Genomic DNA, 21,522 nt, shown 5'->3' with positions numbered 1-21,522 from the left:
TCAAAGGGTGGTGGGGTTGACGCCGAGGATGTCCTGGCTCGCGGAGGAGAAGCCGCCAGTGGCCTCCTGCTCCTTGGTGGACTGGTAGGCCATGAAGAGGGACCAGGCCGGGTCCGTCGGCATGACGTCCGAATAGCTGAGCACCTGCATGCTGAGCGAGACGCGGGCGCGGATGGGATCCAGGGAGGGGAGGAAGGCCTCCTCGGTGACGCTGTAGCCCACGACCTTGACGGGCACGGCGCGCGAGCTGCCCCAGGTGAAGACGACGGTGGGCGCCAGGTAGGGGCCAATCTCCAGCGTGCCGCTCGACAGCAGGGCCTGCTGCATCTGCACCTGCGTGGAGCTGGGGTAGAGGAGCGACTCCATGGCGGCGAGCTGCGGACGGATGTCCGAGGCGGCGGGCTGGCCGGGGGCGGCGGGAAGCTGGAGCGTGGCGTCGACCTCCAGCTCCACGTCGATAGTCTCGGTGGGGGCGGCGGCGAACTGAATGGGGCCGCTGCGGCTCTCCCTGTCTCCACCGGCGAGCTGAGGCTGGAGTCGGCGGCGCAGCGAGGCCGGGTTGAGCTGGAAGACGACGACGTGCCGAGCGCCTCCGGTGGGCGGGATGATGACGAGCGAGCCCATCAGCGTCTTGCGGTAGATGTCGACACTCATGGAAGGCCTCCGGTGAGGTGGGCGAGCAGTTGTGCGGCGGCGTGTTCGGCGGCGGCCTGGGTGTCCAGGCCTGGGGGCAGCTCGAGCGAGGCGGACTCCAGCCGCAGCGCGGTGCCGGGGGCGAGCCCTTCCAGGCCATGCTCGGTGAGCAGGCGCGAGAGATGCGCGCCGAGGGCCTCGCGGAAGGCCTCGGGGTGGAAGACGAGCCCGTCGGCGAGCACGAGCGAGTCGATGTCCAGATGGATGCCGGGCCGAGGTGTCATTCCCATCGCGTCATTCCCATCGTGTCATTCCCATCCTTCGAACTCCTTGAGGTGGGGGAAGGGCTGCTGGAGCTTCTCGAACTCGCGGCGGGCGGCGGCGAGCACGTGGCGGGGACGGACCCCGGGAGGTGACTCACCCTTCGCGGCGTCCTCTGCGGCGAGGAAGGCGGCATGCAAGGCGATGGCGCGGATGACGGCGCCGGACACGTTGAGCGCCGCGAGCCGCGCCGGGTCCAACCCATGCGTGGGCGTGCTGGCTGGGAACGCGCGGCTCCAGAGGGCCTCGCGCTGCTTCTTGTCCGGGAAGTGGAAGTCCACGATGAAGCGCAGACGCCGCGTGAAGGCAGCGTCCAGCCCGGCCTTGAGGTTGGTGGTGAGGATGGCCAGCCCGTGGAAGGACTCCATGCGCTGGAGCAGGTAGCTCACCTCCAGGTTGGCGTGCCGGTCGTGGCTGTCCTTCACCTCGCTGCGCTTGCCGAAGAGGGCATCCGCCTCGTCGAAGAGGAGCACGGCGCCACCGGACTCGGCCGCGTCGAAGACCTTGCGCAGGTTCTTCTCCGTCTCACCGATGTACTTGCTCACCACGCCGCTCAGGTCGATGCGGTACAGGTCCAACCCGAGCCGGTGGGTGAGCACCTCGGCGGCGAGCGTCTTGCCGGTGCCGCTGGGGCCGGAGAAGAGCACGGTGGTGCCGGTTCCGCGCCAGCCCCCGGGCGAGAAGCCCCACGTCTCGTGCACCAGCAGGCGGCGGCGCACGTGCATCTCTATCTCGGAGAGCTGCTGAAGCTGGGCCTCGCCCAGGCGCAGGTCCTCCCAGGTGGCGCGCACCTCCAATCGCTGGGCGAGCGCCTCGAGCTGGCTGCGCGATTGGGCGCGGGCCGCTGTCCACAGGGCCTCGAACACCTGTGAGGGACCGGGCTGCTCCACCAGCATCAGCGGGCCCATGGCCTGGGTAACGGCGGACTCGATGGAGGAGCTGTCCAGATCGAACTGGCCCACCAGCGTGCTGGCGGACTCGGGCAGCTGCAGCTCCTGCGCAGCCTCGGGAGGCAGCCGATCGGTGAGCGCGTCGAGCCAGAGGCCATGCTGCTCGGGGGCTCGGGGCAGGGGCACGTCGATGAGGGCGGTGCGGCGGGCGCCGGTGGTGCGACGCTCGGGCGCGGCGAGCAGCACGGGTGCCTTCACGGAGGCCACGATGCGGGCCACGGCGGCAGCGCGCTCGGTGTCGTTGGACTCCAGGTCATGACAGTCCAACAGCAGCATCTGGGCGCCGAGCCGCGCCTCGCGATTCCACAGCCGGGTGAGCCGCTCCACCTCGTCGCGCGAGCCGGGGAGGCCCTCGGCGGGAATGCGTTGGAGCTCGCACTCGAGCAGCTCCGCGGCGGCCGAGGCGATGGCGGCCTGGTCCAACCGGCTCTTGCCGCAGAGCTGGAGGACGGGCAGCTCGCCCGTGTTGGCGGCAGCGGCGAGGGTGGCGGCCACCTGCCGGGCGAGCTCCTCGTGCGAGGGCACCAGCGAGCTGGAAATGGGCACTGGCTGCACGTAGCGGACGAGCCGCTCGTCGAGCGTGTCGATGCCCACGAGGTATTGCCAGATGCGCTCCTCGGCGCGCAGCGGGGACTGTGTGAGCGAGGTACCGGTACCGGGGGTAATGAGGCTCCAGTAGCGCAGGGCACCATGGGGAGCGAGTGCATCCCAATGGGCGCCGGGGATGGCGGCGAGCGCGAGCGAGAAGGTGGGCCAGGGGCGCTGCGAGTCCCCTTGGGCGCGGGCGCACAGGGCGGGGAAGCGGGAGTCCAGCTCCATGCCGGCGCACATGAGGAGCACATCGCGCTCGAAGGGACTGAGGCGGAACGTCTCGCACAGCACGCGCAGGGTGGGCGGAGCCTCGGCGTCGTCGGGCCAATGAGGCCAGCCGTCCTCGTCCACGGGGGGCAGGTCGCTGGGCGCGGGACGCGAGGGCTCGGCGTGCCGCTCCAGGAGGAACTGCACCCGCCGCAGACTGGCGGCGAGGAAGGCGTGGTTGTGCGTCTCCCAGCTCATCAGGGCTTGGGCTTGGTGGAGGGGGCCACGTCCTTCACAGGAGGCGGTGGCGTTGCGACCACGTCGGCGTCGACGAGCACTGGCGCGCACTCATAGGCGACCGAGAGCGAATAGGGGACCTGGTAGAAGGTGGACCACATCTTATGGAGCGCGTCGAGGTTGAGGATGTAGGGCGTGATGGAGATGTGGGGCTCTTGCTGGTCCAGGTTGGAGCCAGAGAGGTCGGGGGTGGGGGTGGCGCGGATGGTTTCCCTGATGAGGGTGGGCGTCAAGACGGGCTGACGCTGGAAGGTGGCGACGACGCTGCCGAGCAGGAGCTGGGGCTCGAGGCGGGTCTCATCCCCGTAGAAGGTGAAGACGTAGTGGAGGGTGAGGGCGACGCGGGGAACGGAGACGAGCGTGCCGTTGGAGTTGCGGGTGGGGACGTGGTCGTTGCGGAAGGCCGGGTTGGGGGTGGCCATGAAGAGGGAGATGTTGACCCCTCGGGTGAGGCCCTCGGTGCCGAGCGAGCGCAAGGGCACGGTGGTGACGTGTGCGCCGGGGACGGACTCGAGGGCGTAGCGACTCACGAGGTTTTTGAGCGCCGAGGTGACGGTGGCGATGGCGAGGTGGTTGCTCATCTCGATTTACGTGAGGCCAGGTAGTCGTTGAGCCCAAGGCTGTTCCTGGGCTTGGGGCGAGAGCTCGCGGGAGCGGTGCCAGGGGCAGAGGTAGAGGAGGGGAGGGGCGAGAAGGGATGACTGGCGGGGCGGAGCTCGAGCCGGCCGATGGAGACGCGGATGACGGGAGGCGCGGCGGCGGGAGGCTCCTCGCGGGGAGGAGAAGGCCACGCGGGCTCGCGAGGAGAGGGCGCGAGCGTGGGGATGATGGAGGGCATTGGCTCGGCGTGGGCGTCGGGAGGACGCGTCACGGAGGCGCGAGCGGACGAAGCGAGCGGCAGGGGAGACTCACCGCTATCGGAGACGAGCCCAGGCGCGGAGGCGAGCGGCCGGAGCGGCTCGGAGACGCGAGGTGATGCGGTCCGTGACGCGGGCCCGAGCGCCTGCGGCGCGGGTGCGTGGGCCGACGAGGCGGAGGGGGGCACAGCGCTCATCACCGGCAGCGCGGAATCGCGGGCAGGTACGGAGGCAGGGAGCACGGAGCCCGTCACCGGCAGCGAGGGAACGTGGGTCGCCGCTGTGGCGGGAGCGCTTCGTGTGGAGCGGGTGGGCTGGGCCTCCGGAGACAACGGCGCGGGCGGGACGAGAGGCAGGGGCGCCTGGCCGAGAGCGGAAGCACGAGCCGGCATGTCGAGTGCCGTAGGCGCGGCCTGCGCGTGAGTCCGGGCGGTCGTGGAGAGAGGCTCGCTGTGCTCGGGGCTGACGGATTCACGTTGAACGGAGGCAACCGGAGCAGGAGCGATGAGCGGCAGGGGCGTCGGAGCCGCGGACGTACGTGTCGGAGGAGCGGTGGGTGAAGGCGCCGGTTGCGAGTGCGTGGCGGCAGTAAGCGGAGGCACCTGCTCCGGGCGAGAGGACTCCCGTTGCGCAGAGGCCGCCGGAGCGGGAGCAACGAGGGGAAGAGGCGCTGGGGACGCGAGTGCAGGCGCCGGTTGCAAGTGAGTGGCGACAGTGGGCGGAGGCGCCTGCTCCGGGCGCGCAGATTCCCACTGTGTGGAGGCAACCGGAGCGGGAGCAACGAGGGGAAGAGGCGCCGGCTGCGCGAGCGGGATCGTCGGAGCGGTGAGTGTTTGCGCCTGCTCGGAGCGAGCGGAGGTGGGCGGCACCTGGGAAACGGAAGCTGGGGCGGCGGGCGGCAGCGGTGTCGAGTGCTCGTGCGTGCGAGCCCGAGGCGCGAGCGGAGGATGCGGCTGCTGCGTGTGCGCATGAGCCAGCGTGGGGAGCGGTTCACCCGGCTCAGAAGAGACGGGAGACTGCTGCGCGGGAACGTGCGAGGCGGGAGAGACGAGGGGCAGAGGGGCCGCGCTCGTTTCGAGGCCTTGTGCCTGGGACGGCGGAGGAGTGGGCGCGGCCGTCAGGGAAGGCTCGGAGGTCCGAGGCGTAGCAGCGGGAGCACGAGCCGGGAGCGCTGGGCGCTCTGCTGGGAATGCAGGAGTGGCGAGCGGTTCATCCTGCTCCGAGAGAGTGGAAGCGGAGTCCCGAGGCGGAGCGCCAGGGGAGGCAGGAGCAACGAGGGGCAGAGGTGCGGAGTGCTTGAGCGTGTGAGGTGCCGCAGCATCGCGAAGGGAGGGAGACGCTCCGGGCGCGGTTTGGAAAAAGGTGTCCGACTGTTGGACAGGTTTTTGAAGAGCGCGCCCGGGAGGCGGGGGGCTCTCAGGGGACGTGGCTGGCGGGTGCGACGCGGACGCGACTGCTTTCGGATGGAGCGAAGGGGCCGGAAGCGCGTGAGTGGAGGCGGGAGCGTCGGAGGGCTCGTGCGGCTCCGAGGGGAGCGGCAGCGGGGAAGCCGAGGCAGGAGTGACGAGGGGCAGGGCCGCCGGGCTCTGGTGCGAGCGAGCAGGAGCGGCGAGAGGCTCCGCCTGCTCGGAAGCAGCAGAGGTCCGCTGAGTGGGGACGACCTGAGCGGGAGAAACGAGAGGCAGCGGAGCGGCGTCAGCCTCATCGCTTCGAGCCGAGGCAGGCGCAGGAGGGGGCGCGGCCGTTGGCGCAGACGAGGAGAGCCGAGCAGGGGCCACGGAGGCGGGAGCCGCGAATTCCGGGGCATTCGTCGGAAGCGCAGGCGCGCGAGCAGGAGAGTCGAGTGCGTGCTGCGAAAGAGCGGAGTCCCGAGGCGGAGCGCCAGGGGAGGCAGGAGCAACGAGGGGCAGCGGTGCGGAGTGCTCGAACGTGCGAGGTGCTGCAGCATCGCGAAGGGAGGGGGACGCTCCGGGCGCGGTTTGGAGAAAGTTGTCCGACTGTTGGACAGGTTCATGAAGAGCGCGCCCGGGAGGCGGGGGACTCTCAGGAGAAGTGGCTGGCGGCTGCGGCGCGGACGCGACTGCCTTCGGAGGGAGAGAAGGAGCCGGGGGCGCGTGAGTAGAGGCCGGAGTGGCGGAGGGCTCGTGTGGCTCCGAGGGGAGCGGCAGCGGGGAAGCCGAGGCAGGAGTGACGAGGGGCAGGGCCGCCGGGCTCTCGTGCGTGCGGGTCTGCGCGGCGGGAGGAACGGACGTCTCGTGCGCGTGAGCGGCGAAAGGCTCTGCCTGCGCGGAAGCAACAGAGGCCCTCTGTGCGGAGACCTCCTGCGCGGGGGAGATGAGCGGTAGAGGCGCAGCACCTGACTCGGTGCTTCGAGCCGAGGCGGAAGGAGAAAGTGTCACGGCCGTTGGCGAGGGCTCGGAGGTCTGAACCTGGGCCGCAGGGGCGGGAGTCGTGAGTTCCGGAGCATCCGCCGGAAGCGCAGGCACGTGAGCAGAAGACTCGAGCGGGTGTGCGTGCCGCGAAAAGGCGGAGTCCCTCGGTGGAGAGCCAGGGGAGGTTGGAGCAACGAGGGGCAACGGTGCCTGGGACTCGTGCGAGGGGGACCTGCCGGGCGCGGATTCGAGCAACTGGTCCGATGGTCGGACCAGTTGGTGAAGCGCGAGCCCGGGAGGCTGGCTGTTCTCAGGGGGAGTGGTTGGCGGTTGCGGCGAGGACGCGACTGCCTTCGGAGGACTGGGGAGCGAAGGAGCCGGGTGTGCATGAGTGGAGGCCGGAGCGTCGGAAGGCTCGTGTGGCTCCGTGGGGAGCGGCAGCGGGGAAGCCAGCGCAGGAGTGATGAGGGGCAGGGCCGCCAGGCTCTCGTGCGTGCGGGCCTGTGCGTTGGGCGGTGGAGGAACGGACGTCTCGTGCGCGTGAGGTAGAGGAACGAGTGATTCTCCCGGCGCGGAAGCAACAGATGCCCGCTGAGCAGCGGCGGCCTGTGCAGGAGCGCCGAGCGGCAGAGTGACCGTGCCCGTATCGGTGCCTTGGGCCGGGGCGGTACGAGGAGCAAGCTCAACCACTCGCACAGGCTCGGTGAGCCGAGCTGTATCCGCCGGAGCGGAAACTGAGGTGGTCGGCGCGTCTTCCGGATGCCCAGGCGAGCGAGCGGGCTCGGCGAGCGGCTCACCCCGCCCCGAGGCGAGAGCGGGCGGTTGCGCGGAGGCCACGGGAGCAACGAGGGGCAGAGGTGCTGGGGACTCGTGCGTGCGCTCCGGGGTGGAGAGGAGCGAAGGGGCCAGTTGTGAGTGTGCGGAGACCTGCGCGGCGGGAGGCGTGTGCTGCTCGGCGGACGCGGAAGGAAGCCGCTCTGGGGCAACGGACGCGTCGGTGACGATCGGCGGAGAAGTCGGCTCGTGCGCGAGAGTCCGCGGGGTGTAGGACGGAGGCGCCGGCTGCGCGGGGGCGCGAGCGGGCGCAGAAGCAGGAGCAGCGAGTAGCTCCGCTGGTTCCGGAGGGACGGAAATGCGCTGCGCGGAGGGCGCGCTGGCTTCGGAGTCACGTGTCAGCGCGGCGGTGAGCGGCTCCTCCTGCTCTGGCTGGACGGAGTCCCACGGCGCCGGAATTCCGGGAGCGGGAGCAACGGTAGGCAGGGGCTCTGGGCGTTCATGCGTGAGCGCCGGCGCGACGAGGAGAGGCTCTTCTTCCCCGGAAGAGACAGAGGGCCGCGGTGTCGTGGCGGCCGGAGCGGGCGTCTCGAGTGGTGTCGGAGCCGGCTGCTCGTGCGCGCGAGGCGGAGCGGCCAGGGGCTCGGCCTGTGCGGAGGGGCCAGTGAGCGAGGGTGGGGCCGACGGAGCGGGGGCCACGAGCGGCGGAAGTATGGCGTGAGTCTCGGAACCGTGCCCGGGCGAGAGCGCCTCTACCCCGGGAAGGGACACAGCGGGCGTCGCGGGAGCGGGCAGCACAGGCGCGAGCTCCCACGAGTCACCGGCGGGCGGAGGCTTCGCGGAAGTGGGCGCTGGATCCTTCTCCGCTGTGGAGGGCGGAGCCGCAGCCGCATCCGTCCGTCGAGCAGGCTCCGAGGCGGAGGACTCCTTCACTTCCCGAGGGGGAGCAGAGGCCGGGGGCGTCGCGGCGGACGCGGCGAATGGAGCCGCGAACGGGTCCTCCAGCGGCACCGAGCCATCGAGCGCGGGCTCCTCGAAGGAGGGAGGCAGCCCCGTGGCTTCGAGGGCTCCGGCGCGCAGCACATTGCCGAGCAGGGCTCCCCAAGCGGAGTCCGCGCCCGAGGGGAGGGGAACGAGGATGGGGGCATCCTCGAAGGGAGAGGGAGGCGGCGCATCGGGACGAGGCGCGAGCGGGTCGTCGATGTGCTCGCCGACGAGCGAGCGGGAGCCGGCGAAGATGGAGCGGTGGGCGGGCCTGACGAGGGAGGCGGTACCGGTGGCGCGCTCGGCCAGGCGCGAGAGGAAGTCATCCACTGGTGACGAGCTCCAGGTAGCGCTGCCGGGAGACTGCGCTCATCGAGAGGATGGTGGCCTCATTCCACCCGTACACCTTGGCGAGCTCGTGCACCTCGCGCTGGAGCTGGCGGGCCTGCGTCTCCAGCTCGGACCAGAAGAAGGAGAGGATGTCGAAGGCGGCGCGCCAGGTGTGGCTGCAGCCGGGGCAGTCGAGGCGGAAGGTGATGTCGGCCTGGGGGTCGTCCTCGGCGAGGCGGGCGGCGAGGGCGGAGAGGACGGGCTCGGGGACGGAGGTGATGGAGACGGGCTGTCCCTCGGAGCGGGCCTCGCGGACGCAGCGCTGGAGGAGGCGGGCGCGAGCGGCGCGGGGGTCCTTCAGGTGGGCGAGTGCGGCGAGGTCATTGCTGTCGGGCAGCCGGTAATCGAGCGCCCAGCCGTCGAGCTCCAGCGGGGAGCGAGGGCTCTCGGGGGCGGGGACGCGCAGCTCGTCAGTGGTGAGGGACATCTCGAGGCGCTCGCCACACTTGGGGCAGGGGACGAGCACCTCGAGTTTGGGGCCGAAGGAACGCGCGCGCAGCTCGAGGAGCAGCGCATCGCGGCGGCCGATGGGGAGTCGGGCGAGTGCCGTCGGCTCCACGCCGGGCGATGCGGCGCGAAGCAGGACGAGCGCCCTATCCAACGGGTGCTTGTCCCGGCCCCACTCGCAGATGCGCACGACGTCATGCGCGTTGAGCTGCCGCATCGCTCAGGCCCCGGGTAATGGCTACTGGCTGGGGTCGTTGAAGGAAGGCTCGGAGGGTTCCTGGACGCTCTGGTCGCGCTCCCAGCCCTCGGTCTGGAGGACGAGGGTCTGGATGGCGACGGCGTTGCCCATGCCGTCGAGCTCGGGGATGGCGGTGAACTCGGAGGGCCAGCAGCGGTAGCACTTGTAGGAAATCACCTTCTGGCCGGCCTCGTTGTAGAGGTCGATGGTGATGTCCTTGCGGAAGTCAGCAAGGGAGACTTCCTGACCGAGGGCGGAGGAGTTGGCGTAGTCCCAGACCTTGTTGGCCCATTGCTCGAAGGCGATGTCATGGGTGACGCCGCGCTCGAGGGTAATGGCATCCCAGTCCGTCTGGCCAATGGACTTACGGGTGGTGGAAGGGTCGCTGCCGGCGCGGTGCTTGACGACCTCGGTGGTGCGCTTGAGAGGGCTCACCTTGGAGACGCCAGCAACGGCCTTGCCGTCCCAGGAGACGATGAACTTGTAGTTCTTGTAGGGGTCGACGCGCTTGGGGTTCTTGGAGAACTCGGGCATGGGTGGCTCCGTGGGCGCTAGGCGGCCTGAGCGGTCTTCTGCTCGATGTAGATGACGACGAACTCAGCGGGCTTGAGGGGGGCGAAGCCGACCTCGACGTTGACGATGCCGCGGTTGATGTCGTCCTGGGTGGTGGTGGTGGCGTCGCACTTCACGAAGAAGGCCTGGTCGCGGGAGGAGCCCTGGAAGGCGCCCTGGCGGAAGAGGTCATTCATGAAGGAGCCGATGGCCAGACGCAGCTGACTCCAGAGAGGCTCGTCATTGGGCTCGAAGACAGCCCAGCGAGTCTGACGAAGGAGAGTCTGCTCGATGTAGTCAGTGAGCCTGCGGACGGGCAGGTACTTGAAGTCGCTGGAGAGGACGTCAGCGCCAGCGAGGGTGCGAGCGCCCCAGACGACAGGGCCGACAGGAGAGAAGGAGCGCAGAGCGTTGACGCCCTGGGAGTTGAGCAGACCGTTCTGGGTGTCGGTGAGGGGGTACTGCAAGCCGGTGATGCCGGAGATGCCGCCGTCGTTGTAGCCAGCGGGAGCCTTCCAGACGCCGCGGGTGGCATCGGTACGGGCGATGATGCCGGCGAGCGCACCGGAAGCCGCGCGAGTCACTTCGGCGCCACCCTGGAGAGGGTCAGCGGCCTTGATGCGCGGGAAGTAGACGGTGCAGTAGGGAGCGTGAGCGTCAGCGGGAGTGACGCCCAGACCCTTGGGGTCATCGAGGTGGACGGTGTTGTCCACATCGGGAGTCCAGGTGTTGGGCGGGTCGAGGATGAGGGTGGCCTTCATCCTGGAGCACTTCTCGGCGGCGGAGGCGTAGACGGAGATGTCGGTGTTGCCGTCGAAGGTCTCGGGCGGGATGCAGACGATGTTGTACAGGTCCAACGTGTCGAGCACGTTGAGCCCATCCAGGTACGTCTGTGCATTCACGGGGCGGAGCGAGCCGTCCAGCGTGTGCTTGGTCGGATCCGGCGGATTGGCCGGGTCGACGTAGAGCTTCTTGGCGGCGTCGGGGTCGGTGACGGCGAGCCGGACGAACTTGGAGGTCAGCGGCAGGAGGTTGCCGAGGTAGCGGGCGCCGGCCTTCGGGTTGTTGGAGGCAAGGGGGATGGACTCAGTGGCGTCCTTGCCGTCGTCCTGGGTGAAGAAGACGGTGAGGTTGAAGAAGTCGGCGGTGGTGAGGCCCGAGCCCGGGGTGATGAAGCGGCGGACGGCGTTGTCGGTGATGCCGTCGGTGTCGGTGCGGTAGCCGAGGTGCTGGCCCCATGCGCCAGAACTGGCGGCCACGAGCGTCTTGTCCGCGAGGTGATCGTCCTTGTCCTTGGGCTTGTCACCCGGCTTGGCGGGCGGGGGCGCTCGGAAGGCGACGTAGTACGTGGAGGGCTCGGTGAGGACGTTGCCCTTGTCGTCCTTCTTGGGGGCGCCCTGGTCGTCGCGCTGGATGGACTCGAAGAGGCGGAGGATGAGGGCCTGGGCGCCGCCGTTGAGGAAGAAGTCCTGCACGGCGTACGTCATGGGGCTGTCGGCGAGCAGTCCGCCGAAGGAGTCTTCGAACTCCTCCCACGTGGAGACGCGGGTGGGCTGGCTGACCGGGCCTCGCTCGGTGCGGCCGAGGAAGACGGTGAGCGACGTGGACACTCCGATGATGGTGCGGACGCCGCTCGGCACTTCCTGGACGTAGACTCCGGGCGCCGAGAGCGGGGGGCGAACCAATGCCATTGAGTCACCTCGAGACGGGGGACTGCGTGGTGGCTGCGACTGCCGGACGATTGACGCGGGAGTGGAGTTGTTAACACGCAGGGTGTGAGCCGATCCAGTCGCAACCCGGCGGCGCGCTGCGGGAGACGCCGCGAGTCGGCTGGAGGCTGGGAACGCCCCGCGTCAGGCGCGCGAGGGCTCACTGCTGCTTCTTGTCGTCTTGTTGCTTCTTCAATCGTCGCTCGACGGCCTCGGCCATGAGTTGCCGCAGTCTGTCGCGCGGGGGCGTGGGGCTCGGAGGCGAAGCGTTGTTGCCAGGAGGCGGAGTGGAGGGGGTAGAGGCCGTCGAGGGCGCGGTCTGCTGAGGCTGCTTCTCGTCATCGGTCTCGTAGCCCAGTTCCTCCGGGTCCACCTTGTAGAGGTCCTTCTTGGAGGCCCGATTCCTGCCCACGTGACGCGTGATGTAGTGAGTCCCCTCGGCGTCCATGTTCTTGAAGACGCCACCGCCGCCGCGGCCGTGCCACGTCTTGCCTGACTTGTCCGGGGGCTGGAAGCCTTGCAGGTCATGCGCCTGCTGGTGGGCGCCATGGGCCCTGGTGCTCTTCTTCTCCGTCCGCTCGCCGAAGAGCATCGTCAGGTTGGCGGGGTTGAGCGCGTGCTCGCCGATGCGCTTGTCGGACTCCTTGAAGCCAATGTGGTGGTACTCGGTGACCGTCGAGGCGTCCGGGTCATCGGCTTGTCCGCTGCTGACGGCCTCGTGCAGCCGCCGCTTCTTCTTGTCGTTGGACGGGCGGTACTTGCCCATGTGCTTGAGGGTCGCGTAGTCCTCGGGGTCGGAGAAGTCGGACTCGGAGAACTCGCCCATCTGCTGGGCAATCTGCTTCTTCAGCTCGTCGCGGATCTTCCCCTGGGAGCCGTTGTAGTTCGCCGAGCCACCCTCTTCCATCTTGGCCTTGGGGATGGCCTTGCGGAAGGAGCGCCGCAGCAGCGAGTTGTGGAGGAAGCTCGTCTGGTCGAAGTTCTCGGCGAGCTGCTGGTAGCGATCCTGGGTGGAGCCTGAGTACTTGCGGCGCTTCTGGGTGCGCGAGGCGTAGTCCTTCTCGCGCTCGTCCTGGAACTTCTTCTGTTCCGCCATCTGCTCGTCCGTGAGCGGCCGCGTCTGCCGGGCGAGTGCCTTGAGCTCCGCCAGCTTGATGGCGCGGCGTTTGGCCCTGGACTCGTCGGGATGTTGGGAGTCGATGGCGTCGTCCGACTCGGAGGAGCTGGCGTCGTCGTATTTCTTGCCGCCCTCGACGTCCTTGAGAATCTTCTGGACGTAGTGCTCGCGGGTCTTGGCGGCGCTGGCCTCGTCGGACTCGTCATCCGAGTAGGCGGGCTTGGGTTTTGGCTTCGCGGCGGGCTTCTTCTTCTTGGGCGGACCGCTCTGGGCTCCCGAGGCGTTGTTCAGGCTCTGGGGGCTCGACTGCTCGCTGCGGCGCTGCTTGTCCTCGTCCGCCTGCTGCTTGAGCTTCAGCGCGAGCCGGGCGCGCGGGTGGAGCTGGGCCTCGGTGGGGGGACGGGCGGCCCAGTGTTGAATCTGCTGGGGAGTGAGCGTGCCGCGGATCGCGAGGTTTCCCGTCGTCCGCATGTAGTTCTGGATGGCGCGGGCTTCGATGTCGCTGGGCCCGGAGTCTTCCTCCTCTTCCTCCTCTTCACTGTCGCTCATCGGGGCCTTGCCCTTGTCGCGGGAGGAACTCGGGGTCTCCTCTTCCTCCTTGCCCCGGGAAGGGCTTGCCTCGAGCTCCTCCTCGGTCTCAGTGCCGGAGTCCTCGGAGTAGAGGTGGCCGATCTGCAGCCGATCCATCGGATCCTCGCTCCACTCCGATTCCGATTCCGACTCCAGAGGGCGTTTGTTGGCTCGTCGCGAGGGCGGCTCCAGCTCGGTCTCGGATTCGGTTTCGGACCCGGTCTCCATCTCGCTGTCCGACCAGTCCCGCTGTCGTTTCGGGCTCTGAGGGGGGAATTGAGGGACGGGAGGGGATGCAGGCCCCGGGAAGGGGGCGAGCAGGTTGTTCACGCCGGGCTGGCCACCCAGGACGTGACCGGTTCCGGTGAAGGGTTGGAAGGCGGGTGGAGGAGGAACAGGAGGGGTGAGTGGCTGCGGCTGGGGATCGAGAACGATCGTCGAGGAGCCGCGGGTGCGCTGCCGCTTCTTGTCCCGGGCGAGCTGGATGACGGGCGAGGAGGGCGGCGCCTGCGGGGAGCGCACGGCGATGTTGCTCAGGTGGTGCCCATGGCGCTCGGCCCGGGCCAATGACTGCTCACCCTCCAGAGCGGTGGCCTCCTGGGTCTCGGAGGTAGCGGAGGTGCTGGAGGCTCTGTCCCTGGGGACCGGTGGGGCCTTGGTGAACATGAGGTGCGCTCGCCTCCCAGTGGACTCGGGTGGAACCCTACTCCCTGCCGCATGCGGCGCAAAACGAGGACGCCCCGCCGTCTGCGCGCGTCGTGGGGCTTCGTCGAGGTCCCACCCGGCCATCGGGTGCGTGATGGCCGGGTGCGACGGCCTCCCCTGGTGAGGAGGCCTCGGTGACTACTTCTTCGCCTGCTCGATGACGTCGCGGGCGACCTTCACCACGTTGTCCACGGTGAAGCCGAACTTCTGCTGCAGGGCCTTGAGGGGCGCGGAGGCGCCGAAGCTGCGCATGCCCACCACGGCGCCGCGCAGTCCCACCCAGCGCTCCCAGCCGAACGTGGCCGCCTTCTCCACCGCCACGCGCGCCCTCACGCTCGAGGGCAGCACCTGCTCGCGGTACGCCTCATCCTGGCGCTCGAACAGCTCCCACGAGGGCATGCTCACCACGCGCGCCTTCACGCCCTGGGCCTCGAGCTGCTCCTGGGCCTGCAGGCACAGGTGCACCTCGCTGCCGGTGCCAATGAGGATGACGTCCGGCGTGCCCTTGGAGTCGGAGAGCACGTAGGCCCCCTTGGCCACGCCCGAGGCCGGTGCGTACTTCGTCCTATCCAGCGTGGGCACCGCCTGGCGCGTGAGCACCATCACGACTGGCTCGTGCCGCAGCGGGGCGATGACACGCCACGCCTCGGTCACCTCGTTGGCGTCCGCGGGGCGCATCACGATGAGGCCGGGGATGGCGCGCAGGCTGGGCAGCTGCTCCACCGGCTGGTGCGTGGGGCCGTCCTCTCCCAGACCGATGGAGTCATGGGTGAAGATGTGGATGCTCGGCAGCTCCATGATGGCGGACAGGCGGATGGGCGGCCGCTCGTACTCGCTGAAGATGAGGAAGGTGGCGCTGTAGGGGCGCACCTTGCACAGCGCCAGGCCGTTGATGATGGAGCCCATGGCGTGCTCGCGCACACCGAAGTGGATGTTGCGCCCCGAGTGGTCCCCCGGCTTCATCGCGCCCGAGAAGGACAGGTACGTCTTGGTGGACGGGTTGAGGTCCGCCGAGCCGCCCACCAGCCACGGGTAGTGCTTCGCCAGCGCGGTGAGCGCCTTGCCGCTGGACTCGCGGGTGGCCACGCCCTTGGCGTCCGCGGGGAACACGGGCAGCTCCTTGTCCCAGCCCTCGGGCAGCTCGCGCCGCTGCATCTTCATGAGGTGGTCGGCCAGCTCGGGGAACTGCTTCTGGTACTCGGCGTACTTCGCCTCCCAGTCGGTACGCAGCTTGCGGCCGCGCTCGCCCATGCGCTCGGCGAAGCGCTCGCGCACGCCGTCGGGCACGAGGAACTTCGCGTCCTCGGGCCAGCCGTACTTGCGCTTGGCGCCCTTGATTTCCTCTTCACCCAGGGGCTCGCCGTGGGCGGAGGCGCTGCCCTGCTTCTTGGGGGCGCCGTAGCCAATCTGCGTGGTGACGATGATGAGGGTGGGCAGGCCCCGGTCCTGCTTGAAGGTGCGGAAGGCCTGGGAGAGGGCGTCCAGGTCGTTGGCATCGGCCACGTGGAGCACGCGCCAGCCGTAGGCCTCGAAGCGCTTGCCCACGTCCTCGGTGAAGGCCAGGTCGGTGCTGCCGTCGATGCTGATGCGGTTGCTGTCGTAGACCCAGCAGAGGTTGGGCAGCTTGAGGTGGCCGGCGAGCGAGGCGGCCTCACTGGCGACACCCTCCATCAGGTCTCCGTCACCGCAGATGGCCCAGACGTCGTAGTCGAACATCTCGAAGCCGGGGCGGTTGAAGTGCCCGGCGAGCCAACGGCCGGCGATGGCCATTCCCACGGAGTTGGACACGCCCTGGCCCAGGGGGCCGGTGGTGGTCTCCACGCCGCTGGTCCAGCGGTACTCGGGGTGGCCGGGGGTGGAGCTGTCCAGCTGGCGGAACTTCTTGATGTCCTCCAGGGAGATGGCCACCTGGTCCTCGGTGCCGTAGTCCGCGGTGACGCGGCGCGAGCCGGTCAGGTGGAGCAGCGCGTAGAGGAGCATGGAGGCGTGCCCGTTGGAGAGCACGAACCGGTCGCGGTTGGGCCAGATGGGGCGAGTGGGATCGAAGCGTAGCTCCTGCTGCCAGAGCTGGTAGGCCACGGGTGCCAGCGACATCGGGGCGCCCGGGTGGCCCGAGTGGGCCTGTTCCACCGCGTCCATGGCGAGGGTGCGGATGGTGTTGATGCAAAGCCAATCAGTCGAATCGTGGGTCATGTCTGGGACTCCTCGTGCCCGCGGCGGTGCACCATGCCCGAAGAGGGGCGGGAGTGCCGCAGCATTCGGCATGGGGTGAGCGGAGGTGGACGGGGAGGGGGGTGGGAAGTGGCCAGGTCGACACAGCGGGGGCTGGTGGGGCTAGCGGTGGACTCCACTGAATGGCATATGGTGCGCGCATGTCGATCGAGAAACCGTTGCGAGAGATGGTGCAAGCGGAGCTGAGGGGCCGTCTGGTTCCCCTGCACAAGGCCATCACGCGAATGGATGAGCGGCTGGAGGTCATCGAGGAGCTGGTGGGCATCGTCCAGCGCCTGGCGCCTCTGGCGAAGCGGATGCAGTCATTGCAGTTGGCATTGCCGGGAATCGCGCTGCCGGGGGTGATGAGAGGCCGGGCAGCGGCGGTGCCAGCGGCACGGGGAGCGCAGGCGGTGCCAGCGGCACGGGGAGCGCAGGCGGTGCCAGCGGCACGGGGAGCGCTGGCGGAGCCGGCGCGCAGGGGCCGTCCTCCGGCGGCGAGGACGGAGGAGGGGAAGCGGTGCGCGGTCATCGGGTGCAAGAGACCGGCGCGCTCGAAGGGGTACTGCTCGGCGCACTACCAGAAGCTGAGGTTGCTGGTGAAGTCGAACCGGCGGCCGGACAAGTGGGTGGACGACGCGGGGCCGCAGTCGGTGCCGGACGTAGTGCTGCCGAGGGGCCGGGCGGCGTCGAAGGCGTTGGCGGAGGCCGCACCGCAGAGGTCGGAGCCGGTGGCGCCGCCGAAGCCGAAGGCGTGGGTGAGGAAGAAGGGTGGCAAGGAGCGAGTCGAGCTGCGCTGAGCCAGCCCGCCACCTCCCCTCATTCCCAAGAGAAACAGCCCCTCTCCCTCCGGGAGAGGGTCGGGGTGAGGGTGCCCGCCTCCCAGGTTCAACCCGTATAGCCCCCTCTCCCTTTGGGAGAGGGCCGGGGTGAGGGTCTGCGCGGAGTGCGCCCGTCTACCCTGCGAGTGGGTTGGCCGGAGCACCCCAGCCCCGCGGAGTCGTTGACACGGTGGGGCGAGAGTGATTTCCGGCGGGCATGAGCGATCAGGGTTATCCGGTGACGGTGGCAGTGAGGCGCCCGGACGGGCGCGTGGAGCAGGTGCGGGTGGGGACGGCGTTCCGTAATGGGGACGGTTTCTCGCTGAAGCTGGGGGAGATGAGCATTGGAGCGACGCCGGACGCGGCGTCGGCGGCGCCGAGGCGGGCGGCGGGGTCGTACGGGGGCGGCAGCAGCGGAGGTGGCGGGGGAGGCGGAGGTGGCGGCGCCGGAGAGGTGTTCCCCAACTATGGCCGCAGCAAGGGAGGGCCCATCCGGGGCGCGAGCATGGGGGACCTCGAGTACTACGCGAATGGCGCGAGGCGTTCGCTGAACGACCCGAGCAAGTCGCGCTGGCACGACCGGGAGCGCCAGTTGCTGGCGTCCATCGAGGCGGAGATTGCGCGTCAGCGGGGAGGCGAAGGGGGTGGAGGGGGAGACGAGCCGCCTCCGCACGGGGACGACGACTACAGCGGCGGCGGCGGTGGTGACGACGACAACGGCATCCCGTTCTGAGGAGTGACAGGCGGCCGCGGGAGCACGAGCGGCCGCGGCACCTCAGGCAGTCGCGGAGGGGCGAGAAGTCTCAGCCAGGGGCAGGTGGACGGTGAAGGTCGTCCCCTGTCCCTGGGTGGTGTGGACCTCGACCTTGCCGTGGTGGGCCTCGACGATGCGGCGCACGATGGCGAGCCCCAGGCCGGTGCCCGAGGCCTTGGTGGTGTAGAAGGGCTCGAAGAGGCGGGCCATGACCTCGGGGGCGATGCCCGCGCCCGAGTCGGTGATGGAGATGATGGCCTGGGGAGTGTCTCGGCGGGCCTGACCGGGGCCGAGCTTCACGCGCAGGGTGCCGCCCTGGGGCATGGCCTGGAGGGCGTTGGTGATGAGGTTGCACAGCGCCAGGTGCATGAGCTGAGCGTCCACTGGGGCTTTGGGCAGGAACGGGTCCAGCTCGCGAATCACGTTCACCCGTGAGACGTACTGCGCCGAGCGCAGGGAGGACTCCAACGCCTCCTCCACGACGGGGACGAGCGACTGGGACAGGAAGCGGGGCTCCTGGGGGCGTGCGAAGTCGAGCAGCCCGTTGATGAGGTGGTCCAGCCGAGCGACCTCCTCGCCCATGACGCCGAGCAATTCCCAGGAGGTGCTGTTCTTCTCGGGGCCGGCCAGCCGGGTGAGGGTGGCCACCGAGTTGGCGATGACGCCCAGGGGATTGCGCACCTCGTGGGCGACGCTGGCGGACAGCTCGCCGAGGGCGGCCATGCGTTCGCGGCGCACCAGCTCTTGCTGAGCGGCGGCGAGGGCGTGGAGGGAGTGGCGCAGCTCGCGATTGAGGTGGGTGGCCCGCTCCTGGGCGCGCCGGCGCTCGCCGAGGGCGGCGGCCAGCAGCAGCCCGGAGACGCCCGCGGCGGCGAGGAAGGACTGGAGGAAGACGAGGCTGTCGGTGTCAGTGCTTCCCTGGGTCCCAGGGGCAAAGGGACCGTGGCCCTTCAGGGTATGAAGGAGGGCCACGGTGGTGAGGGCGAGCATGGAGGCCGCGGTGCCGCGGACCTCGAAGCGCAGGGCGGCCCAGAGGATGAAGGGGAAGGCGAGGTAGCTGACGGGGTGGTAGACGCTGGTGGCGGCGGTGGGCTCCCAGTGGAAGACGTGGTCCACGGAGAGGACGAGCACCCCGAGCATCGCGGCGAGCTCGAGCTGACGGGCGCGGCTCCAGCCCTCGAGGCCGCGGGTGGACCAGGAGAGCAGGGCGGGGGTGAGCAGCAGTGCGCCCATGGCATCGCCCACCCAGAACACGCGCAGCTGGGTGACCCAGTCCGTCCAGCGGATTCTCCCCTCGAGGGTCAGCAGGGTGACGCCGGGGATGGCGCCGAGCAGGGGGCTGAGCATGACGGCAATCCCGAGCAGGGCGAGCACATCCCGCACACGCTCCAGGGAGGGGCGGAAGCCGACATAGCGGCGCAGCAGGAAGGCGCCGGCGAGGGCCTCGAGGGCGCTGCCGCTGGCGAAGAGGAAGCCGCCCAGGTCCGGCATTTTTCCCGGGAAGGAGACGAAGGGCTTGATGAGGACGGCGACGAGCAGGAGTGCGGGCCAGTCGCGGAAGCGGGAGAGGAGCAGGGTGGTGAGCAGCACGCCGCTGGGGGGCCACAGGGCGGAGAAGTGCTCGCCGGGGTGGGTGAGCCGCATGCCCAGGGCAATGCTGGCGCCGTACACGAAGGCGAACAGGCCCAGTCGTGCGAGGGGATGCCAGTGTTGGAGGATGTGCTTCGAGTCGGGCACGCGAATCCGCGGTGGGGTGCAACGGTGGCACGAAGCGGAGGGCGGCGAAAAGTCCCCCGGGTGGAGGGCGCGGGTGGTGCGTGTCGATGATATGACACCGGCCCATGTTCCCCTTGCGAGCGGAAGCGCGGTGGGCGGGGCGGGGTGTGAGCCCTGGAGTGGCCCTGGTCCTAGCACTCGTGGTGTGGATGGTGCCGATGACGTCGAGGGCGGCGCCGGAGTCGGTGCGGCTGCTGCCGGAGGGGCCGTCGGCGGGGATGATGGCGACAAACCCGGTGAAGTGGATGGCGCTGGAGCTGGGCACGGGCGCGGGGGCGGCGGTGGTGGCGGTGCCGGCGACGCTGGCACTGAGCGCATGGGTGGGCTCGCTCTCGTCGGACCTGGTGCTGGCGGCGGCTCCGGCGATGGTGCTGCTGCTGGCGGTTCCGCCGCTGGCGGTGACGGGGGCTCAGTGGCTGGTGGGCAACTGGGTGCAGCCAGGCAGCGTGCGCTTCCAACCCGCGGTATGGGTGGCGCTCGGGGTGCACGTACTGGCGGTGACGGGGGCGGTGCTGCTGGGGGCGACGGTGGATGACTTGGGAGACGCAGCGCTCTTCACGCTGGTGGAGGCGCTGGTTCTGCCCGCTGCGGTGACGCTGACGATGAGGGCGACGGCGCCGGTGCCACCGCCCACGCTGTCGCGAGTGCCCGAGCGACCGCGCTCGGTGGTGGAGGCCACGGCCTCGCGGGCCCTGGTCGTCCCCCTGTTCCGTCACACCTTCTGAGCCAATCCCCTCTCCCAGAGGGAGAGGGACTTACCCGAGCCCTCATGCGACGACTTCGCGGAATGTCCCCCTTGTTCCTCGCCACGGCCTTGGCGTTCGCGCTCCCGGCCCGTGCTGAGTGCCCCTCTCGACCCACGCCGACGGAGGACTGGCCCGACGGGCGGGCGGAGGCTGCCGCGGCGAAGCCAGCGCAAATCCAGGCGCTGGAGGATTACGCCTTCAAGCTCGAGGGGGAGGACAAGGAGCGCAAGGGCGTGCGCACGGACGGCGTGGTCATCATCCACAAGGGCCGGGTGGTGTACGAGCGGTACGGGCGTGGCTTCGACGCGAGCAAGAGGCATCTGTCCTGGTCGGTGTCGAAGAGCTTCACCAGCGCGCTGGTGGGCATCGCGATGGAGCGGACCGCGCTGTCGCTGGACGACTCCATCTGCAAGCACGTGAAGGCGAAGCGGCAGGACAACTGCGCCATCACGGTGCGCAACCTGATGGAGTTCGCATCGGGGCTGGACTGGCGGGAGGACTACGAGGACGGCGGCTCGTACCAGACGTCCTCGGTGCTGGCGATGCTGTACGGCCAGGGGCGCCAGGACATGGTGTCCTTCATCACCGCGCACGAGCGGAGCGACGAGCCGGGCACGTCGTGGAGGTACTCGTCGGGAGACGCGACGCTGCTGTCGGGGGTGCTGGACGCGGCGCTGCGGCCCTCGGTGGGCAAGGACTGGCCGTGGGTGCTGTTGCTGGACAAGCTGGGGATGAAGAGCGCCACGTGGGAGCGGGACGGCAAGGGAGTGGTGGTGGGCTCCTCGTACCTGCTCGCCACGCCGAGGGACCTGGCGAAGTTCGGCTTCCTCTATCTCAACGACGGGTGCTGGGCGGGCGAGCGCGTGCTGCCCGAGAATTGGGTGACGTGGTCGACGCAGGTGTCCGAGCCCATCAAGAGGAAGTCCTACGAGCGGGGGACGGACGACGTGCAGGGCTGGCAGTGGTGGCTCAACCGTCCCATCCCTGGCGTGCAGGCGGAGCTGCCGTGGCCGAGTGTGCCCGAGGGCGCGTTCGCGGCGCGAGGGCACTGGGGCCAGTCCATCTCCATCATCCCTTCCAAGGAGCTCATCGTGGTGCGTACGGCGGATGACCGGGACGGCTCGTTCTCGTTGGACACCTTCTTGAAGCTGGCCCTCGCGGTGGTGGAGGAGCTGCCATGAGCCTGAGTCGAGCCCTGGTGCTGCTCGCAGCTGCTGCGGTCCTCTCCTGCGGGACGGGGGACACGGTGCAGCGCCCCTACGACAACAATGACTTGCAGCTCGTCACCTCGTACACGGCGAAGGACTTCTGCTCCTGCATGTTCGTGATGCAGATGAGCGAGGAGTATTGCCGGCGCTGGACGGCGGCGAGCCCGGCGGTGGCCACGCTGAGCGTGGACTACAAGGAGCGCAGCGTGCAGACGGCGGCGGCGCTGCTGTGGGGCGAGAAGGCCCGCTTCGTCAGCGAGCGCGACGGCTGCGTGCTGGAGTAGGGCCCCTT

At 69.6% G+C, this 21,522-nt stretch carries 16 protein-coding genes; 6 read left to right on the top strand and 10 right to left on the bottom strand.

Translation table 11 applies throughout. The annotated features are described in order from the left end of the window. From OV287_RS52370 to OV287_RS52355, 4 genes are read right to left on the bottom strand one after another with little or no spacing between them, the layout of a single operon-like run. Complete coding sequence (locus tag OV287_RS52370; protein ID WP_267541608.1) at positions 1 to 654, bottom strand: hypothetical protein; 654 nt, start codon at positions 652 to 654, stop codon at positions 1 to 3. After that, positions 651 to 923 carry a hypothetical protein gene (locus OV287_RS52365; protein WP_267541607.1) on the bottom strand — a complete coding sequence of 91 codons (273 nt, stop codon included), beginning with the start codon at positions 921 to 923 and terminating at the stop codon, positions 651 to 653. The genes OV287_RS52370 and OV287_RS52365 overlap by 4 nt, the downstream gene beginning before the upstream one ends. Positions 924 to 941: 18 nt before the next feature. Beyond that, entirely contained in the window at positions 942 to 2,960 is a 2,019-nt protein-coding gene (locus OV287_RS52360; protein ID WP_267541606.1) for an ATP-binding protein, read from the bottom strand. Next, a complete protein-coding gene (locus OV287_RS52355) occupies positions 2,960 to 3,580 on the bottom strand; it encodes a Pvc16 family protein (protein ID WP_267541605.1) in 621 nt (206 codons plus the stop codon). The genes OV287_RS52360 and OV287_RS52355 overlap by 1 nt, the downstream gene beginning before the upstream one ends. Positions 3,581 to 3,727: 147 nt before the next feature. Between OV287_RS52355 and OV287_RS52350 the strand changes: the two genes are divergently transcribed. Continuing rightward, complete coding sequence (locus OV287_RS52350) at positions 3,728 to 4,279, top strand: hypothetical protein (RefSeq protein WP_267541604.1); 552 nt, start codon at positions 3,728 to 3,730, stop codon at positions 4,277 to 4,279. A 4,029-nt stretch (positions 4,280 to 8,308) separates the two neighbouring features. Here OV287_RS52350 and OV287_RS52345 read toward each other — a convergent pair. From OV287_RS52345 to tkt, 5 genes are all read right to left on the bottom strand, one after another. Further along, a complete protein-coding gene (locus OV287_RS52345) occupies positions 8,309 to 9,040 on the bottom strand; it encodes a T4 family baseplate hub assembly chaperone (protein WP_267541603.1) in 732 nt (243 codons plus the stop codon). A gap of 21 nt (positions 9,041 to 9,061) precedes the next feature. Further along, the gene (locus OV287_RS52340; protein WP_267541602.1) at positions 9,062 to 9,595 is read right to left on the bottom strand and encodes a phage tail protein; all 534 of its coding nucleotides are present in this window, start codon (positions 9,593 to 9,595) and stop codon (positions 9,062 to 9,064) included. A gap of 17 nt (positions 9,596 to 9,612) precedes the next feature. Next, positions 9,613 to 11,304: a phage tail sheath family protein gene (locus OV287_RS52335; protein WP_267541601.1), complete on the bottom strand. Its 1,692-nt coding sequence runs from the start codon at positions 11,302 to 11,304 to the stop codon at positions 9,613 to 9,615. 178 nt (positions 11,305 to 11,482) lie between these two features. Beyond that, positions 11,483 to 13,675, bottom strand: coding sequence for a hypothetical protein (locus OV287_RS52330; RefSeq protein WP_267541600.1), 2,193 nt, complete (start codon positions 13,673 to 13,675; stop codon positions 11,483 to 11,485). A 177-nt stretch (positions 13,676 to 13,852) separates the two neighbouring features. After that, a complete protein-coding gene (gene tkt / locus OV287_RS52325) occupies positions 13,853 to 15,907 on the bottom strand; it encodes a transketolase (RefSeq protein ID WP_267541599.1) in 2,055 nt (684 codons plus the stop codon). A 179-nt stretch (positions 15,908 to 16,086) separates the two neighbouring features. Here tkt and OV287_RS52320 point away from each other — a divergent pair, with 179 nt between their 5' ends. Beyond that, on the top strand, positions 16,087 to 16,725 hold the full coding sequence (locus OV287_RS52320; protein WP_267541598.1) for a hypothetical protein: 639 nt from the start codon (positions 16,087 to 16,089) through the stop codon (positions 16,723 to 16,725). A 238-nt stretch (positions 16,726 to 16,963) separates the two neighbouring features. Next, a complete protein-coding gene (locus OV287_RS52315) occupies positions 16,964 to 17,479 on the top strand; it encodes a hypothetical protein (RefSeq protein ID WP_267541597.1) in 516 nt (171 codons plus the stop codon). Between the two features lie 42 nt (positions 17,480 to 17,521). Here OV287_RS52315 and OV287_RS52310 read toward each other — a convergent pair whose 3' ends face one another. Then, positions 17,522 to 19,237 carry an MASE1 domain-containing protein gene (locus tag OV287_RS52310; RefSeq protein ID WP_267541596.1) on the bottom strand — a complete coding sequence of 572 codons (1,716 nt, stop codon included), beginning with the start codon at positions 19,235 to 19,237 and terminating at the stop codon, positions 17,522 to 17,524. A 158-nt stretch (positions 19,238 to 19,395) separates the two neighbouring features. Between OV287_RS52310 and OV287_RS52305 the strand changes: the two genes are divergently transcribed. From OV287_RS52305 to OV287_RS52295, 3 genes are all read left to right on the top strand, one after another. Further along, a complete protein-coding gene (locus tag OV287_RS52305) occupies positions 19,396 to 20,001 on the top strand; it encodes a hypothetical protein (protein WP_267541595.1) in 606 nt (201 codons plus the stop codon). A gap of 62 nt (positions 20,002 to 20,063) precedes the next feature. After that, positions 20,064 to 21,203 (top strand): serine hydrolase domain-containing protein, encoded by a 1,140-nt coding sequence (locus OV287_RS52300; protein WP_267541594.1) that lies wholly within the window; start codon positions 20,064 to 20,066, stop codon positions 21,201 to 21,203. Beyond that, positions 21,200 to 21,514: a hypothetical protein gene (locus tag OV287_RS52295; protein ID WP_267541593.1), complete on the top strand. Its 315-nt coding sequence runs from the start codon at positions 21,200 to 21,202 to the stop codon at positions 21,512 to 21,514. The genes OV287_RS52300 and OV287_RS52295 overlap by 4 nt, the downstream gene beginning before the upstream one ends. Positions 21,515 to 21,522: the final 8 nt, after the last annotated feature.

Source organism: Archangium lansingense, from assembly GCF_026626635.1.
Classification (GTDB): domain Bacteria; phylum Myxococcota; class Myxococcia; order Myxococcales; family Myxococcaceae; genus Archangium; species Archangium lansingense.
Note: the sequence above shows the minus strand (reverse complement) of the source record. Positions and strands in the feature narration are given on the sequence as shown.

Bases quoted from the DNA above. Each gene is read 5' to 3' on its own strand.
- OV287_RS52330 (WP_267541600.1), bottom strand. From the start codon at position 13,675: ATGTTCACCAAGGCCCCACCGGTCCCCAGGGACAGAGCCTCCAGCACC.
- OV287_RS52365 (WP_267541607.1), bottom strand. From the start codon at position 923: ATGGGAATGACACCTCGGCCCGGCATCCATCTGGACATCGACTCGCTC.
- OV287_RS52360 (WP_267541606.1), bottom strand. From the start codon at position 2,960: ATGAGCTGGGAGACGCACAACCACGCCTTCCTCGCCGCCAGTCTGCGG.
- OV287_RS52345 (WP_267541603.1), bottom strand. From the start codon at position 9,040: ATGCGGCAGCTCAACGCGCATGACGTCGTGCGCATCTGCGAGTGGGGC.
- OV287_RS52350 (WP_267541604.1), top strand. From the start codon at position 3,728: ATGGAGACGCGGATGACGGGAGGCGCGGCGGCGGGAGGCTCCTCGCGG.
- OV287_RS52355 (WP_267541605.1), bottom strand. From the start codon at position 3,580: ATGAGCAACCACCTCGCCATCGCCACCGTCACCTCGGCGCTCAAAAAC.
- OV287_RS52335 (WP_267541601.1), bottom strand. From the start codon at position 11,304: ATGGCATTGGTTCGCCCCCCGCTCTCGGCGCCCGGAGTCTACGTCCAG.
- tkt (WP_267541599.1), bottom strand. From the start codon at position 15,907: ATGACCCACGATTCGACTGATTGGCTTTGCATCAACACCATCCGCACC.
- OV287_RS52295 (WP_267541593.1), top strand. From the start codon at position 21,200: ATGAGCCTGAGTCGAGCCCTGGTGCTGCTCGCAGCTGCTGCGGTCCTC.
- OV287_RS52315 (WP_267541597.1), top strand. From the start codon at position 16,964: ATGAGCGATCAGGGTTATCCGGTGACGGTGGCAGTGAGGCGCCCGGAC.
- OV287_RS52370 (WP_267541608.1), bottom strand. From the start codon at position 654: ATGAGTGTCGACATCTACCGCAAGACGCTGATGGGCTCGCTCGTCATC.
- OV287_RS52340 (WP_267541602.1), bottom strand. From the start codon at position 9,595: ATGCCCGAGTTCTCCAAGAACCCCAAGCGCGTCGACCCCTACAAGAAC.
- OV287_RS52300 (WP_267541594.1), top strand. From the start codon at position 20,064: ATGTCCCCCTTGTTCCTCGCCACGGCCTTGGCGTTCGCGCTCCCGGCC.
- OV287_RS52320 (WP_267541598.1), top strand. From the start codon at position 16,087: ATGTCGATCGAGAAACCGTTGCGAGAGATGGTGCAAGCGGAGCTGAGG.